General features: G+C 68.1%; 23 protein-coding genes, 1 pseudogene and 1 riboswitch. Of the genes and pseudogenes, 14 read left to right on the top strand and 10 right to left on the bottom strand.

The features are described 5' to 3' along the window. The 5 genes and pseudogenes from C0R46_RS21185 to C0R46_RS18270 all read left to right on the top strand — a co-directional run. Nucleotides 1–380, top strand: a pseudogene (locus tag C0R46_RS21185) (methyl-accepting chemotaxis protein); the annotation flags it as partial. A gap of 244 nt (nucleotides 381–624) precedes the next feature. Then, nucleotides 625–1,404: a 3-hydroxybutyrate dehydrogenase gene (locus C0R46_RS18285; RefSeq protein WP_102961098.1), complete on the top strand. Its 780-nt coding sequence runs from the start codon at nucleotides 625–627 to the stop codon at nucleotides 1,402–1,404. A gap of 228 nt (nucleotides 1,405–1,632) precedes the next feature. Beyond that, nucleotides 1,633–1,788 carry a DUF3096 domain-containing protein gene (locus tag C0R46_RS18280; protein WP_102961097.1) on the top strand — a complete coding sequence of 52 codons (156 nt, stop codon included), beginning with the start codon at nucleotides 1,633–1,635 and terminating at the stop codon, nucleotides 1,786–1,788. Nucleotides 1,789–2,446: 658 nt separating this feature from the next. Further along, nucleotides 2,447–2,824 carry a hypothetical protein gene (locus tag C0R46_RS18275; RefSeq protein ID WP_102961096.1) on the top strand — a complete coding sequence of 126 codons (378 nt, stop codon included), beginning with the start codon at nucleotides 2,447–2,449 and terminating at the stop codon, nucleotides 2,822–2,824. Next, nucleotides 2,821–3,195, top strand: coding sequence for a DUF2019 domain-containing protein (locus tag C0R46_RS18270; RefSeq protein WP_102961095.1), 375 nt, complete (start codon nucleotides 2,821–2,823; stop codon nucleotides 3,193–3,195). The genes C0R46_RS18275 and C0R46_RS18270 overlap by 4 nt, the downstream gene beginning before the upstream one ends. A 160-nt stretch (nucleotides 3,196–3,355) precedes the next feature. Here C0R46_RS18270 and cobO read toward each other — a convergent pair whose 3' ends face one another. From cobO to C0R46_RS18240, 6 genes are read right to left on the bottom strand one after another with little or no spacing between them, the layout of a single operon-like run. Continuing rightward, the gene (cobO, locus tag C0R46_RS18265; RefSeq protein ID WP_102961094.1) at nucleotides 3,356–3,994 is read right to left on the bottom strand and encodes a cob(I)yrinic acid a,c-diamide adenosyltransferase; all 639 of its coding nucleotides are present in this window, start codon (nucleotides 3,992–3,994) and stop codon (nucleotides 3,356–3,358) included. Nucleotides 3,995–4,007: 13 nt separating this feature from the next. Continuing rightward, nucleotides 4,008–7,775 carry a cobaltochelatase subunit CobN gene (cobN, locus tag C0R46_RS18260; RefSeq protein WP_102961093.1) on the bottom strand — a complete coding sequence of 1,256 codons (3,768 nt, stop codon included), beginning with the start codon at nucleotides 7,773–7,775 and terminating at the stop codon, nucleotides 4,008–4,010. Nucleotides 7,776–7,789: 14 nt separating this feature from the next. Continuing rightward, nucleotides 7,790–8,875, bottom strand: coding sequence for a cobalamin biosynthesis protein CobW (cobW, locus tag C0R46_RS18255; RefSeq protein WP_102961092.1), 1,086 nt, complete (start codon nucleotides 8,873–8,875; stop codon nucleotides 7,790–7,792). 4 nt (nucleotides 8,876–8,879) lie between these two features. Then, on the bottom strand, nucleotides 8,880–9,434 hold the full coding sequence (gene cobU / locus C0R46_RS18250) for a bifunctional adenosylcobinamide kinase/adenosylcobinamide-phosphate guanylyltransferase (protein ID WP_102961091.1): 555 nt from the start codon (nucleotides 9,432–9,434) through the stop codon (nucleotides 8,880–8,882). Further along, on the bottom strand, nucleotides 9,431–10,210 hold the full coding sequence (locus tag C0R46_RS18245; RefSeq protein WP_102961090.1) for a CbtA family protein: 780 nt from the start codon (nucleotides 10,208–10,210) through the stop codon (nucleotides 9,431–9,433). The genes cobU and C0R46_RS18245 overlap by 4 nt, the downstream gene beginning before the upstream one ends. Before the next feature lie 12 nt (nucleotides 10,211–10,222). Further along, nucleotides 10,223–10,399 carry a CbtB domain-containing protein gene (locus C0R46_RS18240; protein ID WP_102961089.1) on the bottom strand — a complete coding sequence of 59 codons (177 nt, stop codon included), beginning with the start codon at nucleotides 10,397–10,399 and terminating at the stop codon, nucleotides 10,223–10,225. Between the two features lie 29 nt (nucleotides 10,400–10,428). Beyond that, nucleotides 10,429–10,678, bottom strand: a riboswitch (cobalamin riboswitch). A 114-nt stretch (nucleotides 10,679–10,792) separates the two neighbouring features. Between C0R46_RS18240 and C0R46_RS18235 the strand changes: the two genes are divergently transcribed. After that, complete coding sequence (locus C0R46_RS18235; RefSeq protein WP_102961088.1) at nucleotides 10,793–11,638, top strand: SDR family NAD(P)-dependent oxidoreductase; 846 nt, start codon at nucleotides 10,793–10,795, stop codon at nucleotides 11,636–11,638. Here the strand turns inward: C0R46_RS18235 and C0R46_RS18230 are convergent. Continuing rightward, nucleotides 11,613–13,124 carry a cobyric acid synthase gene (locus tag C0R46_RS18230; RefSeq protein ID WP_245413664.1) on the bottom strand — a complete coding sequence of 504 codons (1,512 nt, stop codon included), beginning with the start codon at nucleotides 13,122–13,124 and terminating at the stop codon, nucleotides 11,613–11,615. The genes C0R46_RS18235 and C0R46_RS18230 overlap by 26 nt on opposite strands. A gap of 25 nt (nucleotides 13,125–13,149) precedes the next feature. After that, the gene (locus tag C0R46_RS18225) at nucleotides 13,150–13,896 is read right to left on the bottom strand and encodes a TSUP family transporter (RefSeq protein WP_102961087.1); all 747 of its coding nucleotides are present in this window, start codon (nucleotides 13,894–13,896) and stop codon (nucleotides 13,150–13,152) included. Between the two features lie 386 nt (nucleotides 13,897–14,282). Here C0R46_RS18225 and C0R46_RS18220 point away from each other — a divergent pair, with 386 nt between their 5' ends. The 8 genes from C0R46_RS18220 to cobM all read left to right on the top strand — a co-directional run bounded on the left by C0R46_RS18220 (nucleotide 14,283) and on the right by cobM (nucleotide 22,340). Continuing rightward, nucleotides 14,283–15,473: a sirohydrochlorin chelatase gene (locus tag C0R46_RS18220; protein WP_102961086.1), complete on the top strand. Its 1,191-nt coding sequence runs from the start codon at nucleotides 14,283–14,285 to the stop codon at nucleotides 15,471–15,473. 917 nt (nucleotides 15,474–16,390) lie between these two features. After that, complete coding sequence (locus C0R46_RS21180) at nucleotides 16,391–17,050, top strand: precorrin-8X methylmutase (RefSeq protein WP_245413668.1); 660 nt, start codon at nucleotides 16,391–16,393, stop codon at nucleotides 17,048–17,050. Next, nucleotides 17,047–18,252: a precorrin-6y C5,15-methyltransferase (decarboxylating) subunit CbiE gene (gene cbiE / locus C0R46_RS18210; RefSeq protein WP_102961084.1), complete on the top strand. Its 1,206-nt coding sequence runs from the start codon at nucleotides 17,047–17,049 to the stop codon at nucleotides 18,250–18,252. The genes C0R46_RS21180 and cbiE overlap by 4 nt, the downstream gene beginning before the upstream one ends. Then, on the top strand, nucleotides 18,249–19,052 hold the full coding sequence (gene cobI, locus C0R46_RS18205) for a precorrin-2 C(20)-methyltransferase (protein ID WP_245413663.1): 804 nt from the start codon (nucleotides 18,249–18,251) through the stop codon (nucleotides 19,050–19,052). The genes cbiE and cobI overlap by 4 nt, the downstream gene beginning before the upstream one ends. After that, the gene (gene cobJ, locus C0R46_RS18200; protein WP_102961083.1) at nucleotides 19,049–20,923 is read left to right on the top strand and encodes a precorrin-3B C(17)-methyltransferase; all 1,875 of its coding nucleotides are present in this window, start codon (nucleotides 19,049–19,051) and stop codon (nucleotides 20,921–20,923) included. Before cobI ends, cobJ begins: the two co-directional genes overlap by 4 nt. 50 nt (nucleotides 20,924–20,973) lie before the next feature. Further along, nucleotides 20,974–21,204, top strand: coding sequence for a toxin-antitoxin system TumE family protein (locus C0R46_RS18195; protein ID WP_102961116.1), 231 nt, complete (start codon nucleotides 20,974–20,976; stop codon nucleotides 21,202–21,204). Next, the gene (locus tag C0R46_RS18190; RefSeq protein ID WP_102961082.1) at nucleotides 21,201–21,563 is read left to right on the top strand and encodes an HVO_A0114 family putative DNA-binding protein; all 363 of its coding nucleotides are present in this window, start codon (nucleotides 21,201–21,203) and stop codon (nucleotides 21,561–21,563) included. The genes C0R46_RS18195 and C0R46_RS18190 overlap by 4 nt, the downstream gene beginning before the upstream one ends. A 6-nt stretch (nucleotides 21,564–21,569) precedes the next feature. After that, nucleotides 21,570–22,340 carry a precorrin-4 C(11)-methyltransferase gene (cobM, locus tag C0R46_RS18185; protein WP_102961081.1) on the top strand — a complete coding sequence of 257 codons (771 nt, stop codon included), beginning with the start codon at nucleotides 21,570–21,572 and terminating at the stop codon, nucleotides 22,338–22,340. A gap of 3 nt (nucleotides 22,341–22,343) precedes the next feature. Here the strand turns inward: cobM and C0R46_RS18180 are convergent, their stop codons facing one another. Both C0R46_RS18180 and C0R46_RS18175 read right to left on the bottom strand, forming a co-directional pair. Continuing rightward, complete coding sequence (locus C0R46_RS18180; RefSeq protein WP_102961080.1) at nucleotides 22,344–23,081, bottom strand: cobalt-precorrin-6A reductase; 738 nt, start codon at nucleotides 23,079–23,081, stop codon at nucleotides 22,344–22,346. Beyond that, the gene (locus C0R46_RS18175) at nucleotides 23,071–24,201 is read right to left on the bottom strand and encodes a cobalt-precorrin-5B (C(1))-methyltransferase (RefSeq protein ID WP_102961115.1); all 1,131 of its coding nucleotides are present in this window, start codon (nucleotides 24,199–24,201) and stop codon (nucleotides 23,071–23,073) included. The genes C0R46_RS18180 and C0R46_RS18175 overlap by 11 nt, the downstream gene beginning before the upstream one ends. Between the last annotated feature and the right edge of the window lie 20 nt (nucleotides 24,202–24,221).

The following is a 24,221-nucleotide window of genomic DNA, read 5'->3' as shown; positions in this document are numbered from 1 at the left end:
GCCAGGTCGGCGAGATGAGCAAGGTCGTGACCGAGATCGCCCGCCGCGCCAAGGAGCAGGCGGTGAGCCTGAAGGAGGTCTCCACCGCCGCCGATCAGATGGACAAGGTCACCCAGCAGAACGCCGCGATGGTGGAGGAAGCCACCGCCGCCGCGCAGACGCTGGCTGCCGAGACCGACCAGCTGGCCGACCTCATCGCCCAGTTCCGCACCGCCTCGGCCGCCGGCCATGCCGCCCAGGCCCGCAAGGCCTCCGCACGGCCGGCACCGGCCCGCGCGGCAGCCGCGCCTGCCCGCACCGTCGTGCAGATGCGCACCACGGGGACCGGCGGTGCCGCCCCCAAGACTGCGGCCGAGGCCGATGGCTGGGAGGAGTTCTGAGACCGGCATCTCGTCCTGAACGAGGATAGGAAAGCCCCGCCGGCACCACCGGCGGGGCTTTTTGTTTGCCGCCACCGTGAGCCGTGACGCAGCACATGTCCCGCCCGGACCTGTCCACGGCTGCCGCGACGCCGCCGCAGTCGCCGCTGCGAAGGCATCTTGGCCTTGGCGCCACCGGTGCTATCGTGCCGCCGCTGCCGGATGCGCGATGGGATCAGCGCGTCCTTGCAATGGAGATGCGCCCATGAAGCTGACCGGAAACGTCGCTGTCGTCACCGGAGCCGGCTCCGGCATCGGCCGGCAGATCGCGCTCGCTTTTGCCGCCGAGGGGGCCACGGTCGCCGTTGCAGACATTGCGATCGAGGGCGCCGAGGCTGTCGTGGCCGAGGTCGAGCGGAGCGGCGGCACGGCGATGGCAGTGCGCATGGACGTCAGCGACGAAGCGGCGGTGAATGCCGGCGTCGACGCTGTGGCGGCACGCTTCGGCCACATCGACACGATGGTCGCCAATGCCGGCATCCAGATCGTCCACCCGGTCGAGGAGTTTCCTTACGAGGAGTTCCGCAAGGTCGTGGACATCCATCTCGGCGGCTCGTTCCTGCTCACCAAGGCCTGCGTGAAGCACATGTATCCGCGCCGGTCGGGCTCGCTGATCTATATGGGCTCGGTGCACAGCCATCTCGCCTCGCCGCTGAAGAGCGCCTATGTCGCGGCCAAGCACGGCATCCTCGGCTTTGCGCGGGTGATGGCGAAGGAGGGGGCGAAGCACGGCGTGCGCTCCAACGTCATCTGCCCGGGCTTTGTGCGCACGCCCTTGGTGGAGCGCCAGATCCCGCAGCAGGCGGCGGACCTCGGCATCTCCGAGGAGGAGGTCGTGTCGCGCGTCATGCTCGGCGGCACGGTGGACGGCGAGTTCACCACCATGGATGACGTCGCTTCCGTTGCCGTGTTCCTCGCATCCTTCGGCTCGGCGGCGCTGACTGGCCAGTCGCTCACCGTCAGCCATGGCTGGCATATGGGGTAACGCGGCGAGATCCGAAGGGTCGACGAGCCGAAGGGCTTGCGGTGAGGTTTGGCGACTCGAGGGCCGTCGGTTAGGCGTCCGGCTGCCGGCAGGGCGGCGAGGCTGCCAGCGGGACATGGCCATCCACCGTGAGCCGGCGGAACCGTCGGAGCCGCGACCGGTTGTAAACGGCAACGGCCTGCGGAGCGCAGGCGAACGCTCCAGGCGAGCTGCCGAAAGGATCACACCATGGAAGTCATTGCCATTCAGCCGCTGGTCGCGCTCATCGCCGGCGTCCTCATCCTGATCATGCCGCGGCTGCTCAACTACATCGTCGCGATCTACCTGATCATCGTCGGCGTCATCGGACTGTTCGGGACGGACTTCCTGAGCCGGCTCGGCTGAGGGCTGCAGGCAAGAAATCGAACTGAGGCGACCCGTCAGCTCAACCGGATGAGCTGGCGCTTTATGCGGCATCGCCGACGGCTGACACGTTGCACCTCCAGGGCGAGAACACCTCCGCAGGCCGTCGGCAGTAATGCCGCGTCTCCGATTATGGGCTCATCGTCGTCCATGAGCCACCTTATCCTCGGTCATTGCGGCCGCCGTAGCCTCTCTGCGTGTCAAACGCGGAGGGCTCATGCGGAACGGTGGTCTGGTAGAACTGCGCAGGAGGATCGCCGGGCTCAAGGTCACGGCTGCGGCGCTGCGGCTCTTTCTGAAAGCCGGCTTCGACCCGAACCAGCCGCGTCACCCCAAATGCAGCGGGTGCGCCGGCGGCCGCTGACGCGGCACCGGTCGGGCGCCCACCGAGATCACGGTCACCAGCCGGCGCAAGCCCCGGGTTGTCAGCGGCGGCGACGGCTTCCCCAAGACCCCGCCGAAAGAGCCGCGCCTGGAGCTTCCAGCGCCCAAGGACCACAATCGCGGCCCGCTGTGGGAGGATCCGCCTTCGATCCCGAGGGAGGAGCCGGCCACTCGGCAGGGGCGTCACATCGTCGTCAAGGCATTCGTCCGCTTTGCCGCCAAGGCGCTGCTGCGCGGTGCGGTCGGTCCGCTTGGAGTGGCCATCCTTGCTGCTGAGGCGTCCTATTGGCTCTATACCTACTACCCCTGGATCGAGGCCTATTTCGACGCTCCGAAATCGTTGACCGAGCTGCGGCGCGGCGCGGCAGAGGGATGGAAGGACGGCTATGACATCCACCACATCGTCGAGGAAGCCGCCGCGATCAAGGACGGTTTCCCTGATTCCATGGTCAACGGACCGGAGAACCTCGTACGCATCTCACGTCTGAAGCATTGGCAGATCAGCGGGTGGTACCAACGAAAAGATCCTGCGTTCGGATGGCTCTCTCCTCGGCAGTATCTGCGCGGAAAGAGCTGGGACGAGCAATACAGGATCGGCCTGGATGCTCTTCGTAGAGAGGGTATTTTGAAATGACAACGCGAAAGTCGCTAAGTGTCGCCTCTATAGACGAGATCGTCTCCGAGTATATCAGCATTGGCCTTGCAGAGGCGGCCGCGATTGAGGACGATGATAATCGACGGTTCAACCGTCTTGCGACAAGGCTCTTTGCCCTTACGGCCGAATTGAAGCGTCGCGACGGAGATCAGAGAAGAGCGCTCGTTTCTCTCCTCAAGCACGATAATGCACAGGTTCGACTGAATGCGGCTCATGCCACGCTTGTCGTCGCACCGCGGGAAGCACGAGAGCAGCTTGAAATGATCGCGCGATATGAAGCCGGCCATCAGGCTCTGGCAGCCGGAATGGCGCTCACCATGCTCAATGACGGTCGCTACGTTCCGGCGTAGTCTCCATTGTCATCTGAGAAGCAGTCGACGGTACAGCGTATCATCTTGGCCAAGGCGGCCATTTGAAGATCTTTTCATGAACTATGCCGAGCTCGGCATTGGGATCTTCAAGCCTGAGTAGCCTTGTGGCGCGCGGCGTGCCGCCTGCCGCCCTGAGCGCCTAGAACTCGATGCCCTTCTGCGCCTTCACGCCGGAGCGGAAGGGGTGCTTGATCATCTCCATCTCGGTGACGAGGTCGGCGAGCTCGATCAGCTCGTCCTTGGCGTTCCGCCCGGTGACGATGACGTGCTTCATCTCCGGCTTGGCCTTCAGGAACTCAACGACCTCGGCGATGTCGAGATAGTCGTAGCGCAGGACGATGTTCAGCTCGTCGAGCAGCACCATCTGGTGCTCATCGTCGAGGATCAGCGCCTTCGCCCGCTCCCAGGCCGCCTTCGCCGCGGCGATGTCGCGCTGGCGGTCCTGCGTTTCCCAGGTGAAGCCGTCGCCCATCGCCGTCATCGTGACCTGGTCGGGAAAGTGCTCCAGCACCTTGCGCTCGCCGGTCTCCCACTTGCCTTTCACGAACTGCACGACCGCAATCTTCATGCCGTTGCCGAGTGCCCGGAAGACGAGGCCGAAGGCGGCGGTGGACTTGCCCTTGCCCTTGCCGGTGTGGACGATCAGCAGGCCCTTCTCGATCGTCTTGGTGGCGAGGATCTTGTCGCGCGCCGCCTTCTTCTTCTTCATCTTCTCGGCGTGGCGGGCGTCGAGCTCGGCCTCGGTCATGGTCTGCAGGAGTTCCGACTTCTCGGCCATATCTGTCCTCCAATCAGTGTGGTGCGGCGGACGCCGCTGATCCATGCGTGGCCGGATCGGCCGGCCGGCGCCGCGCGCCGTCCGCCAAGGTGATAGCGGCCGAGTTGGAGCGCGGCTGCCAGAGCCCACGCTCCACCGCCTCGGCGAGACGCTCGCAGGTCTCTCGATAAGCGTCCGGGTTGTTCTGGGTCATGAAGGCGCGCACCGCCTCGTCCGCGACGAAGGCGCGGTACACCGCATCGAAATGCGCGTCGCGCACCGCGCCGGTGGTCGCGGCGAAGGCGAAGAGATAGTCGACGGTCGCAGCGATCTCGAAGGCACCCTTGTAGCCGTGCCGCATGACGCCGGCGATCCACTTGGGATTGACGACGCGGGCACGCACGACGCGGCCGATCTCCTCCTCCAGCGTGCGGATCACCGGCCGCTCGGGGCGCGAATGGTCATTATGGTAGACGGCCGGGCGCGTGCCGGACACCGCCTCCACCGCGGCGGTCATGCCGCCCTCGAACTGGTAGTAGTCGTCGGAATCCAGAAGATCGTGCTCGCGATTGTCCTGGTTCTGCACCACCGCTTCGATGCCGGCGAGTCGGGTCTCCAGGAGCGGCCGCTCGGCCTCGCCGGCGGCGTCCGCGCCATAGGCGTAGGAACCCCAGACGAGAAAGGCCTCGGCGAGATCGCCCTTGTCGGTCCAGCCGCGCTCGTCGATCAGCGCCTGCAGCCCCGCGCCATAGGCGCCGGGCTTGGAGCCGAAGACGCGGAAGCCGGCCCGCCGCGCTGCCTCGGCCGTGCCGACGCCCTCGGCCGCGAGCACTGCTGCATCGGCCTGCATCCGCGCGGCGATCGGGTTCTCGGAGGCGTCCTCGTCGAGGGCGCCCACGGTGCGGATCGCCCGGTCGAACAGGGCGATCTGATCCGGGAAGGCGTCGCGGAAGAAGCCGGAGATGCGCAGGGTGACGTCGACGCGCGGCCGGCCGAGCTCGGCCGGCGTGACGATCTCAAACCCGGTCACGCGGCGTGAGGCGCGATCCCAGACCGGCTTCGCCCCGATCAGCGCAAAGGCCTGGGCGATGTCGTCGCCCCCCGTGCGCATGTTAGCGGTGCCCCAGGCGGTGAGGCCGATAGAGCGGGGCCAGTCGCCATGCTCCTGCAGGTGGCGGGTGACCAGGAGCTCGGCCGACTTGCGCCCCAGTGTGTAGGCCGCCTCGGTCGGCACGGCTCTTGTGTCGACGGAAAAGAAGTTGCGGCCCGTCGGCAGCACGTCCGGGCGCCCGCGTGTCGGCGCGCCGGATGGGCCGGGCTCGACGAAGCGCCCATCGAGACCGGCGAGCAGCCCCGCGATCTCGGCCGTGCCGCAGGCCTGCACGGCCGGCTTCAGCGTCGAGGCGATCCCGTCCAGCACGGCGCGAGCCTGCGCCCAGGTCGGTTCGGGTCTTGCAGAGCCGTCCACCAGCGCCGCGGCCAGAAGCTCGATGCGCTCCACCGTGTCGCCGGCCGTGCGCCAGGGGTCGCCGGAGCGCTCCAGGAGGGCCGGGGGCCGCGGCCCATCCCAGGGCGCGGCCATGGCGCAATCGAGCGGGTCGAAGGGCAGGAGGCCGAGATCGGCCCCAAGTGCCCGGTGCAGCGAAGCCTCCGTAGGCTCAATGCCGCGGGGCAGGCGCGCCAGCGCGGTGACGAGGTCGGTCAGGAGCCGCCCCTCCGGCGCGAGGCCGAAGACGTGCAGCCCGTCGCGGATCTGCATCTCCTTGAGATCGCAGAGATACGCGTCGAGCTTTTCGAGTTGGCGTTCCTCGCCCTCTCCGGGCGAGAAGCCGGCATCCTCGCCCAGCCCGATATCGGCGACGAGATCGAGGATCTGCCGCTTCAGGAGCAGGAGCCGGCGCGGATCGCTGCCCGCAGCCTCGTAATACTCGTCCACAAGCGCTTCGAGATCCTTCAGCGGCCCATAGCTCTCGGCGCGCGTCAGCGGTGGGGTCAGGTGATCGATGATCACGGCCGACGTGCGGCGCTTGGCCTGCGTGCCTTCGCCGGGATCGTTGACGATGAAGGGGTAGAGATGCGGCAGCGGCCCCATCACCGCCTCCGGGAAACAGTCCTCCGACAAGGCCAGCGCCTTGCCCGGCAGCCATTCGAGATTGCCGTGCTTGCCCATGTGGATGATCGCGTCGGCATCGAAGCGGCTGCGCAGGAAGGCATAGAGCGCGATGTAGTTGTGCGGCGGCACCAGATCCGGGGAGTGGTAGGTCTCCTTCGGGTCGATATTGTAGCCTCGCGCCGGCTGGATGCCGACGATTGCGCTGCCGAAGCGCGCCAGCGGCAGGGCGAAACCATAATCCGGATCGAAGAACGGGTCGCTCTGCGGCGCACCCCAGCGATCCGTGACGGCGGTCCGCACCGCATCGGGCAAAGTGTCGAAAAAGGTGGAATAGTCGGCGATCGACAGCGTCTCGCGGATGGTACGGGCGGCGACGCCGGCATTCGTCGGGCCCGCCATCAGGTGCCGGATCAAGGCATTGCCGTCGGCGGGAATGCCCGCGACGGCATAGCCGGCATCTTCGAGAGCGCGCAGTACCTCGATCGTGCCGGCCGGCGTGTCGAGGCCGACGCCGTTGCCGAGGCGGCCGTCGCGGTTAGGGTAGTTCGCAAGGAGGATGGCGATCCGCCGCTGTGCCGGTGCTGTGCGGCGCAGCCTGGCCCAGCGCGCCGCAAGGTCCGCGACGAAGCGGACCCGGTCCGGGCGGGCGCGACGACCGACGATGTCGGTCTCAGTGCGCGCATCCCAGGTCGCGGCCGACTTGAAGGCGATGGCGCGGGAGAGAACCCGCCCGTCGATCTCCGGCAGGGCGACGCTCATGGCAAGGTCACGGGCCGAGAGGCCCTGCGTCGACTGTGCCCAGGCCTCCTCAGACCCGCTTGCCAGCACCGCCTGCAGCACGACGGCGCCGCTCTCCTCCAGCACGGTCGGCTGACGGGCCGCGCCGGGCGAGGAGACGGCAAAGCCGGTGAGGTTGATCACCACCGATGGCGGGCGCGGCTGGAACAGGGCGCGCAACGTCTCAGCGGACACCGCATCCTTGAGGCTGGTGACGAAGACCGGCAGCGCATCGAGCCCGGCATCATCGAGCGCGGCGGCCAGAGCCTCGACGGCCTCGGTCTGCCCGCTCTGCACGAGGGCGCGGTAGAAGACGATCGCCGCCAGCGGTCGCTCCCTGTCGGGCGCATCGCCGTTGCGGGAGGAGGGCAGTTCGAACCGCCCGGCCTTCAGGAGCGGCTGCGCTTCCGGCGGCCAGTCGCTGCCGTCCAGCAAGGCTTGGCAGGCCTGGAGAAACTTGGCCGCATTCTCCGCCCCGCCCTCGACGAGGTAGCGCCACAGCCGGTCGCGCGCTTCAGTGGGAACGGTGGAATAACGGTCGAGGCCGGGATCCGGCTTGTCGTCGCCGGGCAGCACCACGAGTTGCGAGCCGCTGCCTTGCGCATTCGCCAGCAGCGCGTCGAGCCCGTAGGGCCAATAGGCAGCACCGCCGAGCAGCCGCACCACCACGAGCCTGGCATGCCGCGCCGTCCGCTCGACATAGGTATCGACCGACATCGGATGCGACAGGCGCAACAGATTGGCGAGGCGCAGCGATGGCGCATCGTCGCCGAGCCGCCCCGCCGCGCCCGCGAGAGCTGCGATTTCGGTATCTGCCGCAGATAGGACGACGATATCGCCTGGGCTCTGGCCGAGATCGACCGCCTCGCCCCCCTCGGCGATCGTTCCCTTCTGGGCGAGGAGAAGGTGCAAGCGTAAGGCTCCGCCTACTCCGTGACGCCGGCAGAGGCCGGGTCGGGGGAGCCGGTGAGGGCGATGATCTCGTCCGTGATCGCCGTCTCGTCCAGTCCGTCATGCAGGCCGATCACCACCAGCCGCGTTGCCCTGATCTCGTCTGGCTTCCAAGGTCGGTCGTAGTAGGTCGCGACACGCTGCCCGACAGCCTGGACGACGAGGCGCATCGGCTTGCCCGGCACGTCGGCGAAACCCTTGAGGCGCAGGATGTCGTGCCGGCCGATCAGCGCCTTCAACCCCTCGGCGAAGCCGGTCGGGTCATTCACAGCGCCGGCAATGGCGACGAAGCTCTCGAAGTCGTCATGATCGTGTTCGTGACCGTCTTCGTGTTCCAGCTCGTGATGCGACTTGCGGGCGGCGATCAGATCCTCGGTGCCGGCCTTGATGCCGAGCAGCACCTCGGCAGGCAGGCGGCCGTTCTCCGTCGTCACGATTTTCAGCGGACGGGCGCTGCCGTCGCCGATCTCAGCTTTCACCCGCGTCAGCGTCGCAGCGTCGACGAGGTCGGCCTTGTTGAGCACGATGAGATCGGCCGCGGTGATCTGGTCCTCGAAGAGTTCTTCCAGCGGATTGTCGTGGTCGAGGCTCGTATCGGCCGCGCGTTCGGCCGCAATCGCCGCCTCGTCGTCGGCAAACCGGCCTTCGGCAACGGCAGCAGCGTCGATCACGGTCACGACGCCGTCAACAGTGACGCGCGTCTTCACCTCCGGCCAGTTGAAGGCCGCGACCAGCGGCTGCGGCAGTGCCAAGCCGGAGGTCTCGATCACGATGTGGTCTGGCAGGCGCTCCCGCGACAGGAGCTTCGTCATCGCCGGGATGAAGTCGTCGGCGACGGTACAGCAGATGCAGCCATTGGTAAGCTCGACGACATCGTCCTCGCTGCAGGTCTCGATGCCGCAGCCGGTGAGGATGCCGCCGTCGACCCCGAGGTCACCGAACTCGTTGATGATCAGCGCGATGCGCCGCCCGCCAGCATTTTCCAGAAGGTTGCGGATCATCGTCGTCTTGCCGGCACCGAGGAAGCCGGTGATCACCGTGGCGGGGATCTTCTCGCTCATGGTTTCAACCTTTCAGGGTCAGCGGCAGACCGGCCGCGACGAAATAAACGTTTGTCGCGATCGCCGCGACGCGCTGGTGGAGGGCGCCGGCGTGGTCGCGGAAGGATCTAGCCATGGCGTTGTCCGGCACGATGCCAAGACCGACCTCGTTGGAGACGAGCACCAGCGGCGGCGCGGAGGGCTTGGCGCTGCGATCCGCCAGCGCGCCGAGCAGTTCCTCGCATGCGGCCGTGATGTCCCGCTCCTCCAGCATCAGATTGGTGATCCAGAGGGTCAGGCAGTCGACGAGGATGGCGCTCGTGTCATCGCCAAGCGCCTCGATGGTGCCGGCCAGATCGATCGGCGCCTCGACCGTCCGCCACTCCGGACCACGCCGGTTCTGGTGCGTGGCGATGCGCGTCTGCATCTCCGCATCGAAAGCCCGGCCGGTCGCAATATAGACCGGCTGAGGCCCCCTGGCACGGACGAGGCCCTCGGCAAAGGCGCTCTTGCCGGAGCGCGCGCCGCCGAGAACCAGAGTGAGGCCCGGCGCAGCATCGCGCCGGGTTGGATCGCTCACGCTTCGCGGGCTCCGAACCGGTCCATGGCAAGGCCGAGGCAGAGGCCAAGGACCAGCCAGAAGACCGCCGCCGTGGCGAGCGAGGAGGAGGCGAACTCGGCCGCCAGCGTCGCGGGAACCGGACTGTCCAGCGTGTCGGGCTGCGGTGCGCCGTAGATCTGCGGCAGCGCGACCAGCACGAGGCCACCGATCTTGGCCCAGGCTTCGGACCTCAGGATCAGGAGGTAGGCGCCAATGCCGGTGAGGGCGACGGTGGCGATCCACCAGGTCTGCCTGGCCGCCAGATCGGCCGCCGGCATCGCCGGCAGTTCCGGCGCAAGGCCGATCGCCGGGGCGAGTGACGCGACGAAGAAGCCGACGACGCCCCAGAGCGCGCCATTGGCCGCCGTGAGAGGCACGCCAAGGAGGAGGCTGATCGCGGCCAGCACCAGGGCAAAGCCCGCCCCGGCGACGATGTTGGCAAAGAAGGTGCCGAGCAGCCGGCTCTCGAACAGCCCGGTGCCGTCGCCCTCCTCGCCGGAGGCGGCCGGCGAGTGGACGAGGTGGAGGAGCCCGGCGCCGTCCGTAGCGGTTTGTGCGGCTGTGGCGCTGCCGACGAGCCGCAGCGCCATGGTCTCATCGTTGATGGCAGCGTGGTCGTGCGCCGCCGCGCCGCCACTCTCGAAGGTTTCGGCGTGGAGGATCAGCGGCACCAGGCGCGCATAGTGGACCGGCGTCATCAGGGCGCCGACAAACAGCCCGGCCGCCAGCGCAGCCAGGAAAAACCGTCCGATCATGGCTTCAATCCCTCAGTGGCAGGGAAAGCCGTAGGAGTGGCGGACGTCGTGGGCGGTGTCGTGCAACGCCTCTGAATGGGCGAAGCCGACGCCCCAGATCAGGAAGGCGCCGGTGAAGAGCGCGGCAATGCCGACGGCAAGGCGCGTGGATGCACTGAGATCGGCAACGGTGCCGGTGCGAATGGACATGGGTTCAACCTCCGTGATGACCGCCTGCGGCGGCCGTGCTGAGGATGGCAGGTCTCCTGGCTCACGGGTCGTCGGCGCTCTTCCTGCCTTCCCGGAGACGTGCTCCAGTGGCGTTTCCGTCTCCTCGGCATAGCCGGTCGAAAACGGTGGAAGGGCCTCGCCGCTCTACAGTCGCGGGGTCGGCTGCGATGAAGGTCCCCGAATTGGGTCGGCCCTTCGCATTCCCTCTTAGCCCGGACGACGATTCTCGTGCCCGGGACCATCCGGCGCCAAGGATAGACGGGCGCGGTCGGGTGTCAATGCGCCCCAGCGCTGGCTTGGTTGAGCCAGGACGCTGGACGTTGCCCGCCTCGCCCTATCTCCGGAGGACATCGATCAGCCGGACGCAAGCTCATGACCCACCCGCTCCTGTCGCCGAACCATGTCGCCGTGATCACCGGCGGCGCCTCCGGAATCGGACTTGCCGCTGCGCATCGCTTTGCCGGCCTCGGCATGCGCGTCTGCATCGTCGACCGCGACCGCGAGCGCCTGGCTGCGGCTCGGGCCGAGCTTGAGGGGCTTGCCGGTGCCGAGGCGGTGATGACGAGCGACACAGACGTTTCAAGCCGGGTCGCGGTGGAGGCCCTGGCCAACGAGGTGTTCTCGCGCTGGGGCGCCGTCCACGTGCTTCTCGACAATGCCGCCATCCAGCCGGGCAGCGCCGTTTTCGGCGCCGCATCAACCTGGGAGGCGATCCTCTCGATCAATCTCGGTGGCATCATCCATGTCGGGCAGGTCTTTGGCGAGCGCATGGCTGATAGCGGCGAACCGGGGCTGATCGTCGTCACCGGTTCCAAGCAGGGCATCACCACGCCGCCGGGCGATCCCGCCTACAATGTCGCCAAAGCCGGGGTGAAGGCCTTTGCCGAGGCGCTGCAGCACGAGCTGCGCAACCGCGAAGGCGGGCGCGTCGAGGCACGGCTGCTGATCCCCGGCTTCGTCTTCACCAACCTCACCAAGGGGGAGAGGGTCGAGAAGCCAGCCGGTGCCTGGACGGCGGAGGAGCTCGTCGACTTCCTCATGGACAAACTCGAAACCGACGACTTCTACATCTTGTGCCCGGACAACGACGTGGATCGGAAAACCGACGAGAAGCGCATCGCCTGGGCCGCCGGCGACATCATCGAGAACCGCCCGCCGCTGTCGCGCTGGCACCCCGCCTGGGCGGACAAGTTCAAGACGTGGATGGCGCGGTCCTAGCGTCTTCCGCGATCCGCAGCAGCGCGTCGATGTCGAGAAACCGCGCCAGCTCGGCTGCGATGGCGTCGAGGGCGGCTTCGACACCTGCAGCGTAGCTGACGCCGGTGGCATCGACGCCGAGCCGCCGGAGGAAGCGCCGGCGCCATTCATCGGCTGCGAACAGGCCATGGAGATAGGTACCGAAGACGCGGCCGTCGGTACTCGTCGCGCCGTCCGGCACGCCGTCGATGAGGCACACCGGCCGGGCGCAGTCCGGGCCTGCTGTGCGGCCGAGATGGATCTCGTAGCCGGTGAGCGGCAGGCCGTCCGGCAACACGCCTCGCGCCTCGCGCACCGTCTTCTCCGGCTCCATCACCGTCTCGACGTCGAGAAGGCCGAGGCCATCGATCTCGCCGGGCGGGCCTTCGATGCCGAGCGGGTCGGCGACACGGCGGCCGAGCATCTGGTAGCCACCGCACAGGCCGGCGACGTGCCCGCCGCGCCCATGATGGCGCCGCAGGTCGGCATCCCAGCCGTTGCGGCGGAAGGCGGCGAGATCGGCGATCGTCGACTTCGAGCCTGGGATCAGCACCAGGCTTGCCGCTTCGGGCAGCGGCTCGCCGGGCCGCACGAACACGACTTTGACGCCCGGTTCTGCAATCAGCGGATCGAGATCGTCGAAATTGGCGATGCGCTCCAGCTGCGGAACGGCGACGAGGAGGCGTCCGTCCGTCCTAGCTGCGGTCGGGCGGGCCAGCCGCTCCAGCGCGACGGAATCCTCCGCCGGCAGCCGGGACGCATCGTTCAGGAAGGGCACCACGCCGAGCGACGGCCAGCCGGTGAAGCGGGTGATCGCCGCCAGTCCCTCGTCGAACAGCGAGACATCGCCGCGAAACTTGTTGATCAGAAAGCCGCGGACCTGCGCCCGGTCGGTCTCCGGCAGGATCGCATGTGTGCCGACCAGCGAGGCGATCACGCCACCGCGGTCGATGTCGCCGACGAGGATCACCGGCACGTTTGCGACCGTCGCAAATCCCATATTGGCAATGTCGCCGGCCCGCAGATTGATCTCGGCCGGCGAACCCGCACCCTCGACGATAACGAGGTCGGCACCCGTGCCGACGCGGGCAAAGCTGTCGAGGACGGCGCCGAGAAGCTCGGGCTTCAGCCGCTGGTAGTCGCGCCCCTTGGCCTCGCCCCTGACGCGCCCCTGCACGACGACCTGGCTGCCGGTCTCCGACTGCGGCTTCAAGAGCACCGGGTTCATGTGCACGCTCGGCGCGGTCCGGCAGGCGAGCGCCTGCAGCCACTGGCCGCGTCCGATTTCGCCCGAGCCGCCGATTTCCGGAATAGCGGCGACGGCCGCATTGTTCGACATGTTCTGCGGCTTGAAGGGTCGGACCGTCAGACCTCGGTTGGCGAAGAGGCGGCAGAGGCCGGCGACGAGCACCGTCTTGCCGACGTCGGATCCGGTGCCTTGCAGCATGATGGTCGCGGGCCGCTTCATCCGGCGGCCTCTCGGCACCCTGTCCTCACGTCCATAGGAGCCGGATCGCGAGTGCCAGGCAGACGACGACGAGGAGCGGGCGGATCAGCCTGGCGCCGAAGCGCATGGCCGAGGCCGCGCCGAGCCGCGCGCCGAGGAACTGCGCGACGCCCATGGCAAGGCCGAGCTTCCACAGGATTGCGCCGGACAGGGCGAAGACGGCGAAGCCGCCGAAATTGGAGGCGAAGTTGAGAAGCTTGGTGTGCGCCGTGGCCTTCAGGACGCCGAAACCGGCGAGGGTGACGAAGGCCAGCATGAAGAAGGAGCCCGCACCCGGTCCGAACAGCCCGTCATAGAAGCCGATCAGCGGCACGATCGTCAGGGCGAAAAGGCGCGGGCTGATGCGCCGCTCCGCCGCCGCGTCCGAAAGCCCTGGCTTCAGCGCGAAGTAGAGGGCGATAGCGATGAGAAGGAACGGCAGCAGCGTCTCCAGCACGCTCGTCGGCAGCACCTTGGCGCCGAGCGCGCCGAGCGCTGCGCCGAGAAAGGACAGGAGGGCGGTTGGTGCGAGCGCCTTCAGGTTCACATGGCCTTTGGAGGCATAGGCGAGCGAAGCCGAGCCGGAACCGAAGAGCCCCTGCAGCTTGTTGGTGCCGAGCGCCTGCAGCGGGTCGACGCCGCCGAGAAGGAGGGCCGGGATGGTGATCAGCCCGCCACCGCCGGCGATCGAATCGACGAAGCCGGCGAGGAAGGCAGCCAGCACCAGCACGGCAAAGGTGGCATCGACGGCCATCGGCAGTCCTCGGCGGGATGATGCGAGGGCTTTAGCGGCTTCCGGGTCTGACGCAAAGCGCACGGTCGATAGATCGCATCCGCGCCGATGCCGCACCTGCCGCCCCAGCGTGCTGCGCGTTCGGACCCCGCGATCCGCTATGGCGGCTCAGCCCGCGCCGTCCGTGCAGTCAGCGCTCCCAAGCGTCAGGGGCGTTCGTTGACGCTTGCCGCCAATCCTGTTTTAGAACGGCAGTACCTGACGGTGCCCGTGGACGGGCTGAGATCAATCCGGTGAGGCCGACCCAAGCAGGGGGCCAAGACGGAGCTGTCGGACCGAATGGCGGACCTTTCGCGAGGCCCGGCATCCCTCCGGCGTCTGAACGAAAAAACGGAGGAGTGCATACCATGAAGGCTCTGATGCTGTGCGGCCATGGCAGCCGCGACAAGGGCGCTGTCGACGAGTTCAAGGGACTGGCTGAGAAGCTGAAGCGGCGCCTGCCGGAATGGCCGCTCGAATATGGCTATCTCGAATTCGCGACCCCGATCATTCGTACCGGGCTCGACAAGCTGCGCGAGGGCGGCGCGACGCAGGTGCTGGCACTGCCAGGCATGTTGTTCGCCGCCGGTCATGCCAAGAACGACATCCCCTCCGTTCTCAACACCTATGCCGCGGCGAACGGGCTGACGATCACCTATGGGCGCGAACTCGGCATCGATCCGAAGATGATCCGCGCCGCCGGTGAGCGGATCCGTGAATGCCTGCGGGCGGACGGCTGGCGCGATGGCGAGCCGCTGCACGACACGATGCTGGTGGTGGTCGGCCGCGGAGCGTCGGACCCCGATGCCAATTCTAACGTCGCCAAGGTCATGCGGATGCTCTGGGAGGGGCTCGGTTTCGGCTGGGGCGAGACCGTGTATTCCGGCGTGACCTTCCCGCTGGTGGAGCCGGGGCTGGAGCATGCCAGCCGGCTCGGCTACCGGCGGATCGTCGTCTTCCCCTACTTCCTCTTCACCGGCATCCTCGTGCGCCGCATCTACGACCACACCGACATCGTGGCGGCGCGCCATCCCGAGATTCGTTTCCTCAAGGCGCCCTATCTCGGTGACCACGATCTGGTGGTGGAAACCTTCGTCGACCGGATGAACGAGATCCTCGACGGCACCAACCTGATGAACTGCCAGATGTGCAAGTACCGGGAGCAGGTGCTGGGCTTCGAGGCGGAGGTGGGCCTGCCGCAGGAGAGCCACCATCATCATGTCGAAGGCATCGGCACCTCGGAGGCGCCGGGCGACCATGGGCCGGCCGGGCATCAGCACGACCATCATGCTGGCGACCATCATCATGGCCATGACCACCACCATCATCACGGGCATGACGGGCATGTGCATCATCACGGGCACTCCCACGATCATGCGCATTCCCACGCTCATGACGACCACGGTCATCATGGCGCCGGGCATCATCACGATCATTCCCACGGCCATGATCATCACGGCCATCACCATGGTCACGACCACGGCCACCATCCCTATCCGCATGCCGACCATCCGCTCGGCCCGCGCTCGATGAAGGCCCTTCCCAAGGAAACCGTATGAGCGGCGTCTTCGACCTCTATGCCGTCGTCGACTGGTCGGCGGCGAACACGCCGACCACGGGGCGCGATTCGATCTGGATCGCGATCGCCGAGCGGGTCGGCCGGGAGGTCCGGATTGTCGAAACGACAAATCCCTCAACGCGCGCGGCGGCAATGGAGCGGCTGCGCGAGCTCTTCCGCAGCGCGATCGCCGACGGCAAGCGCGTCTTTGCTGGCTTCGACTTCCCCTTCGGCTACCCCGCCGGGGCGGCCGAGCTGATCGCCGGCAGTCCGGACTGGAAGGCGCTCTGGGCCGAAATCGCGGCACGTCTGCAGGACCGCGACGACAACTTCTCCAACCGCTTCGAGCTTGGCGGCATCTTCAACCGCGGCCCTCTGAAGACGACGCCAATGTTCTGGGGCCGCCCGGCTCACCAGGATATTCCCGGCCTTCCCGCTCTGAAGCCGACACCTTACCCCGCCGGCCTGCCGGAGCGTCGCATGGCGGAAGCGCGGGCGCGCCGCGCGCAGCCGGTGTGGAAGCTCGCTTATACCGGCAGCGTCGGCAGCCAGGCCTTCACCGGCATCGCCCGCCTCGAGACGCTGCGGCGTGATCCCGAATTCGCCGAGCGCATCGCCGTCTGGCCGTTTGAGAACGGCTTCTCGCGCAAACAGTCGGCCGATCTGGTGCTCGCCGAGATCTATCCCGCCATGTTCGCGGTCGAGCAGGGCGAGAAGAGCTGCCTCGATGAGGCGCAGGTGGAGACGCTGGCCACCCGCTTTGCCGAACTCGATGCCGATGGCCGCTTCCTCGATCTCTTCGCGCTGCCGGCTGATCTCGGTGAGGAAGAGAAGCGGGCCGTCACCACCGAAGAGGGCTGGATCCTCGGCCTCGATCATGTCTTTACCGCCGAGGATGCGGCGGTGCCGGTGCGCCGCCTGACCTATCTGCGCGATCCCGCAGCGATCTACGAGGAGAGCTTCCGCACCATCCGCAAGGAAGCCGATCTCGGCCGCGTGCCGCCGGAGGCGGAGGAACTGGCGATCCGCATGATCCACGCCTGCGGCATGACGGATCTCGTGCGCGATCTTGTTGTCAGCGAGGGGGCGATCGAGGCGGGTCGGCAGGCGCTGCGGCAGGGCGGTGCGATCCTCTGCGATGCCGAGATGGTGTCCCATGGCATCATCACCCGCAATCTCGTGCTCGGGAACAAGATCATTTGCCGGCTTAACGATCCGCGCGTCGGCAAGATCGCCGAGCGCGAGGCAACGACGCGCTCGGCCGCGCAGGTCGATCTCTGGGACGATCGCCTCGGCGGCGCTGTCGTGGCGATCGGCAACGCGCCGACCGCCTTGTTCCGCCTCCTGGAGCGCATTGACGAAGGTGCGCCGCGCCCGGCGCTGATCATCGGCCTTCCCGTCGGCTTTGTCGGCGCGGCGGAGTCAAAGGACGAACTGCTGCGCGACCCGCGCGGCATTCCGTTTATCACGCTCAAGGGCCGACGCGGCGGCAGCGCCATGGCGGCCGCGGCGGTTAATGCGCTGGCCGGGGGCCTTGGCGGCAGCACCCCAGCCGGATCGGCCGCTGCGACGGCATGAAGCCCTGGCTGACGGTGATAGGCGTCGGCGACGGGGGGGTGGCGACCCTCTCGCCGGCAGCGCGCCGGCGCCTTGATGCGGCAACGGTGGTCTTCGGTGGCGCGCGCCATCTGGCGGCGCTGGGTGAGGACGGACGCGAGACGATTGCCTGGGGCTCGCCGCTGACGCAATCGATCAAGGCGCTGAAGGACCGGCGCGGCGAGCCGGTTGCAATCCTCGCCTCCGGCGATCCCATGTGGTTCGGCATCGGCGCGACGCTGTCGCGCTATATCGATCCGGCCGAGATGGAGGTGCTGCCGAGCCCGTCGGCCTTCTCGCTGGCGGCGGCGCGCCTCGGCTGGCCGCTGCAGGACTGCCTGTGTCTCAGCGTCCACGGCCGCCCGTTGGCGACCTTGCGCCGGTCGCTGGCGGATGGCACTCGGCTGCTGGTGCTGACGGACGACGGCGCAGAGCCTGCCCGCATTGCCGCGCTGCTGACGGAGGCTGGGTTCGGTGCGAGCCGGATGACGGTGCTGGAGCATCTCGGCGGTGCGGCTGAGCGGCAGCGCGAGACGCAGGCCTCCGCCTTCGATCTCGATGGGATCGCCGATCTCAACCTCGTCGCCGTCACCTGCGGCGTCGATGATCCGGCAGGGGGATGGGGCGCCGGCCCGTTGCCGGACGAGGCATTCACCCACGACGGCAAGATGACCAAGCGCGTGTTGCGCGCCTTAGCGCTCTCGGCGCTGGCGCCGCATCCGGGCGAGTGCCTGTGGGACATTGGCGCCGGATCCGGCGCGATCTCCGTGGAGTGGCTGCGGGCCGCGCGCGCCATGCGCGCCATTGCATTGGAGCCGTTGGCTGAGCGCCGCGCCTTCATGGCTGCCAATGCCGAGCGACACGGCGTGCCGGAGATCGAGATCCGCAGCGGTCGCGCGCCGGAGGCTCTGGACGGACTGCCGACGCCAGATGCCGTCTTCATCGGCGGCGGACTCTCGCAAGCGGTCTTCGCAGCTGCGCATGCGGCGCTGCGTCCGGGCGGGCGGCTCGTCGCCCATGCCGTGACGCTGGAATCGGAAGCGATCCTCCTCGCGCTCCATGCAGAACATGGCGGCGAGTTGCTGCGCATCGGCGTCGAGCGGGCCGAGCCGGTCGGCTCCCTGCACGGCTGGAAGCCGGCAATGCCCGTGATCCACTGGCATCTCGTCAAGGGGGTGGCATGACCGACACCTCCATGTCGGAGGCGCGCGGCCGAGCCCCCGGCGAACTTGGGCCGGTGCAAGCGGGGCAGCCGCGTGGCCGCCTCTACGGCCTCGGCGTTGGCCCCGGCGATCCCGAACTGCTGACGCTGAAGGCGCTGCGTATCCTGCGCGGGGTGCCGGTGTTTGCTTATCCCGCTTCCGATAGCGGCCCGAGCCTGGCGCGCCGCATTGTCGAGCCGCATCTGATCGGCGGCCAGCGGGAGATCGCCATCACCATTCCGATGCGGGTCGACCGTGTTCCGGCCCGTGAGGTCTATGACGAAGCGGCGCTGCGCATCGCGGCGGAGCTCGACGCTGGCAATGACGTCGCGGTGCTCTGCGAGGGCGACCCGTTCTTCTACGGCTCCTTCATGTATCTGTTCGAGCGCCTCGCCACCGCGCACGAGGTCGAGATCGTTCCCGGCATCTCTTCCGTCATGGCCTCGGCGGCGGCAGCGCTTCGTCCGCTCGCCTCGCGCAACGACGTTCTGACCGTTATTCCCGGACCGCTGGCGGATGAGGCGATCGCCGCGCTGGTCGAGCGCTCGCAGGGCTTTGCGATCATGAAGGTCGGCCGGCACCTGCCGCGCCTGCGAGCGCTTCTCGGTTCGCTCGGTCTACTCGACAGCACGCTGTATCTCGAACGCGTCTCGCAGGATGGCGAGCGCATCGTGCCGCTCGCCGAAGCGCCGGACGCGGCCCCATATTTCTCGATGATCCTCGGCTATCGCGGGGTCGAGCCGGCGATGGCAGGCGGACTGCGCCGAAAGGAACCTGAATGAGACCGGCGATCGTCATCCTCTCGGCGGCCGCGCTGCCGGTGGCGATGCGCATTCGCGCTGCGGTCGGCGGCGAGATACATGGCGCGGTTGACCGCGTCAGTGATGTCGATGTGACCTTCGACAGCGCCGCAGCGCATCTGCGCGCCCTGTTTGTCGCCGGGCGGCCCATCATCGGCATCATGGCCTCCGGCGCGATGATCCGCATCCTGGCGCCGCTCCTCGCCGACAAGACGACGGAGCCGGCCGTGCTGGCGATCGCCGAGGATGGCTCGGCGGTCGTGCCGCTGCTTGGCGGCCACCATGGCGCCAACGATATTGCCCGCACTATCGCTGCCGCCTTGGGCTGTCCGGCAGCCGTGACGACGGCCGGGGATCTGCGCTTCGGTGTCGCTTTGGACGCCCCGCCTTTTGGCTGGCGGCTGGAGAACCCTGAGAACGCCAAGGCCGTGATGGCCGAGCTCCTCGCCGGCGCCTGGGCCTGGTTGGAGGGCGAGGCGGCGTGGCTGAACGCTTCCGCAATCCCGCTCAGCGACGATGGTGCGGTGACCTTGCGGGTGAGCGAGATGCGGGACCCAGCACCGGGTCCGCTGGAACTGGTCTATCGTCCGGCGACGCTCGCCCTCGGGATCGGCTGCGAGCGCGGTGCGCCGGCTGAGGAGGCGATCGCGCTGGCGGAGGCTGTGCTCGCCGAGGCCGGCGTCAGCCCGCTGTCGCTGGCCGCCGTCGTCTCGATCGACCTCAAGGCCGATGAGGCCGCGGTTCATGCCGTCGCGAACCATTTCGGCGTGCCGGCCCGCTTCTATGCAGCGGCAAGGCTGGAGGCCGAAGCCGCACGGCTGCAGAGCCCTTCGGACATCGTCTTTGCCGAGACCGGCTGCCACGGCGTCGCGGAAGGTGCCGCGCTGGCCGCCGTCGGCGCGGCAGGTCGGCTGCTGGTCGGCAAGCGGAAGGCGAAGCGCGCGACCGCGGCGCTGGCGATTGCCCCGGTCCCCATCGCAGCGCAAACCATCGGGCGCGATCGCGGCATGCTCCATGTCGTCGGCATCGGCCCGGGCGGCGCCGAATGGCGCTCGCCGGAGGTCTCGGCGATGGTCGCGGCCTCCACCGATCTCGTCGGCTACTCGCTCTACCTCGATCTTCTGGGGTCCCTGGCGGCCGGCAAGCGCCGGCACGATTTCGATCTCGGCGCGGAAGAGGCGCGGGTGCGCCATGCCATGGAACTGGCGGGCGAGGGGCGGAGCGTCGCCCTCGTCTGCTCCGGCGATGCCGGCATCTACGCCATGGCGACTTTGGTTTTCGAGCTTCTGGACAAGGGCGGCCTCTCCGACTCCGCGCGCCGGGTTGCCATAGCCGTCTCGCCGGGAATCTCGGCGCTGCAGGGGGCGGCGGCACGGGCCGGTGCGCCGCTCGGCCACGACTTCTGCACCATCTCGCTGTCCGACCTGCTGACGCCCTGGGCGGACATCCAGCGCCGCGTGCGGGCGGCGGCCGAGGCCGACTTCGTCATCGCCTTCTACAATCCGGTGTCGCGCAAGCGCCGCACGCAGCTCGCCTTCGCGCGCGATGTGCTGCTGCAGCATCGCCCGGCGGAGACGCCGGTGGTGCTCGCCACCAATCTCGGGCGTCCCGGCGAGCATGTGCGCATCGTGCCGCTCGGCGAACTCGACATCGACGAGGTCGACATGCTGACGGTTGTGGTGGTCGGCTCGTCGGAAAGCCGCACGGTGACGACGGGCGACGGCCGGCGCTGGGTCTACACACCCCGCGGCTACTCGGGAAAGGCAGGGACGGGCATGGCGGGGGAGGGAATGACGGGCGAGGGTGTGGCAGACAAGCTGACTTCCCTCGTTTCACCGGCAGCCCAGCAGTGAAGGCGAGTCTAATCCTCGACATCAAAGAGCCGATCGTAGGTGACCTCATCATGCAGATACGCATCTGGCGACTGCCCGAGGTCACGCCGGAGCGGCCGCATGGACTGAAATACTCGCTCTTCTGCGGGCGTCCCAATGAGCGTATCGTCGGATATGATAACGAGCTAGGCAAAGGCGATCATCGGCACTACCGAGATCATGAGGAGCCTTATGTCTTCGTCGACATTCCGACGTTGATCCTGGATTTTCGTTGTGACGTCATGAGGGAGATCGGTCTGTGAGCGAGATAATTCTCCATGTTGCGAGCTTGGACGCGTTCTTCGCTCATGCCCTAGCCTCAGCCCGACGGATCGACGCGGGCGACTACACACCTGAGACACCGCGGATCGGATTCCAGAGCATCGAGGAGCTTTGGCGCACCATGTCGCCGGAGCGGTGGGACCTCTTGGAAAAGTTGCAGCATGCCGGGCCGACCATGCCGGACGCTCTTGCCCAGAGGCTCGGCCGCGACGCCGATATGGTTGCCGCTGATGTCAAGGAACTGAGCTGGCTAGGCCTTATCGAGAGCGACGAAGAGGGTCGGCTCCACGTGCCTTGGTCGAAGATCACGGCCGAAGTCAGCATCGCCAACGCCGCCTGAGACACCATGACCGTTCATTTCATCGGCGCCGGTCCCGGCGCGCCCGACCTCATCACCGTGCGCGGCCTGCGGCTTATCGAGGCCTGTCCGGTCTGCCTTTATGCCGGCTCGCTGGTGCCGGAGGAGATCGTCAAGGCCGCCCCCGCCGGTGCCCGCGTGCTCGACACCGCGCCGATGACGCTGGACGAGATCATCGCCGAGATCGAGGCCGCACATGCCGCGGGAAAGGATGTTGCACGCGTCCACTCCGGCGATCCCTCGATCTATGGCGCCACCGCCGAGCAGATGCGCCGGCTCGACGCCCTCGGCATCCCCTATGACGTCACCCCTGGCGTCCCGGCCTTTGCCGCGGCTGCGGCGGCGTTGCAGAAGGAGCTCACGGTCCCCGAGGTCTGCCAGACGATCATCCTGACGCGCACCGCCATGCAGTCCTCCAAGATGCCGGAGGGCGAGGAGCTGTCGACGCTCGGGCAAAGCGGCGCGACGCTGGCGATCCACCTCTCCGTGCGCAACATCCCGCACATCCAGCGTGAGCTGATCCCGCTGCCCGCCTATGGCGAATCCTGCCCGGCGGTCATCGCCTACCGCGTCGGCTGGCCGGACGAGGCCTTCATCCACGGCACGCTCGGCGATATCCACCGCAAGGCGCGCGCCGCCAAGCTGACGCGCACGGCGCTGATCCTCGTCGGCCGCGGTCTCGGCGCCGAAGGCTTCATCGATTCCAAGCTATACGATGCCGACCACGTCCATGTGCTGCGCCCGGCGCGCAAGGCGTGAGCCTCAGCCGTCGAACCAGGCCATGACCTCATCCACCGACGCGACGCTTGGGCCCGGCGGCGCCGGTGGCCGCTCGATCATGATCACCGGCAAGCCGAGGTGCCGCGCCGCTTTGACCTTGCCGTATGACGCGCTGCCGCCCGAGTTGCGGCAGACGAGGTGGGTGGCGCGGGTGCGGGCCAGCAGCGCGGCCTCGTCCGCGGCATCGCCGGATGGCTTGCCGAGGATGATTTCCGCCGCGAAGGGCAGGGGCTCGGCGGACGGATCCACCATGCGCACGATCGCCCGAAGGTCCGGGCGCTGCGCGAACGGCTTCAGATGCTGGCTGCCAAGCGCCAGGAAGGGTCTGGCGCCGGGCGGCAGTGCGTCGCGCGCGGCGCCGAGGCAGGCAACGCTGGTCCAGTTGTCGCCGGTGACCGGCGTCCAGCCCGGCCGCTGCAGCATGAGGCGCGGCACGCCTGCGCGGGTCGTCGCCTTTGCCGCATTGCGGCTGATGCCCGCGGCGAACGGATGCGTCGCATCGACCAGGCGCCCGATGCGCTCATCTGTCAGGAACGCCGCCAACCCGTCGGCGCCGCCGAAGCCGCCGATCCGCAACGTCCCCGGCATGGCGGCCGGCGCCGCGGTACGGCCGGCGAGCGAGACGATCAGCCGCCGTTCCGGCCAGCTTGTCGTGATCCGTCGTGCCAGCGCTGCCGCCTCCGCGGTGCCACCGAGGATGAGGATCGTCTCAGCCGGCACGCGCGATCACCGCGCCGCCGCGATCCACCACGACGACGTCCACCGCGACCGCTGCGCCCCGCAGCACGTCGGCCGCCGCGCGCTGCGCCTCGATGGCAACGCCTGCGGCAAGGTCGATGCCCTCGCGGGCGGCGAGTTCCAGCGCGGCCTTCGCTGTATTGGCCGAGAGGATCGCGGCTCCGAGCGCCGAACTGCGCTTCGGCTGCAGATGCAGCGCCAGCGCATCGAGGAAGGCGAAGTCGACCTGACTGCGGCCGGAATGCAGGTCCATGGACCCCTGCGCCAGCTTGGTCAGCTTGGCAAAGCCGCCGGCGATGGTCAGCCGCGGCACGGGATGGGCGCGCAGATACTTGAGGAGCCCGCCGGCGAAATCGCCCATGTCGAGATAGGCGATCTCCGGCAAGTTCGGGTAGAGCACTCGCACGGCGTCTTCGCTCGCCGAGCCCGTGGCGCCGACGACATGGCCGAGCCCAGCCGCGCGGGCGACGTCGACGCCACGATGGATGGAGTGGATCCAGGCCGAGCAGGAGAAGGGATGCACGATTCCCGTCGTGCCGAGGATCGACAGCCCGCCCAGGATGCCGAGCCGCGCATTCCAGGTGTGGCGCGCCAGCGCCTCGCCATTGGTGACGCCGATGGTGATCTCGACATCGGCGGGTCGGCCTGCTTCGGCGCAGAGGGCGGTTACGACCTCGCTCATCAGCCGCCGCGGCACCGGGTTGATTGCCGGCTCTCCGGGCGGCAGCGGCAGGCCCTCCAGCGTCACCGTGCCGACGCCCGGGCCGGCCTTGAACATGATGCCGGAGCCTGGCGCGCCGAGCCGAACGGTCGCGACGATTTCAGCCAGATGGGTCACGTCCGGATCGTCGCCGGCATCCTTGATGATGGTCGCGAAGGCCTCGTGACCGGCGAAGCCCTGCCGGTTGAGGGCAAAACTCGGCCGCTCGCCCTTCGGCAGGGTGATCTCCACCGGATCGGGAAAGACGCCCGTGAGGAGTGCCGTCAGCGCTGCCTTGGTCGCCGCGGTGGCACAGGCGCCTGTCGTCCAGCCGCGGCGCAGCGGCCGGTCCGGCTGTTCCGCCCGCTTCCTGTTGCCTTCGCTGCCGAGATTGAAGCCCATGCGCGGCTTATAGAAGCCTG

Source organism: Mangrovicella endophytica (assembly GCF_002893625.1).
GTDB lineage: Bacteria > Pseudomonadota > Alphaproteobacteria > Rhizobiales > Rhizobiaceae > Mangrovicella > Mangrovicella endophytica.
The sequence above is the reverse complement of the archived record's forward strand: the minus strand, read 5'-3'. Positions and strand labels throughout refer to the sequence as shown.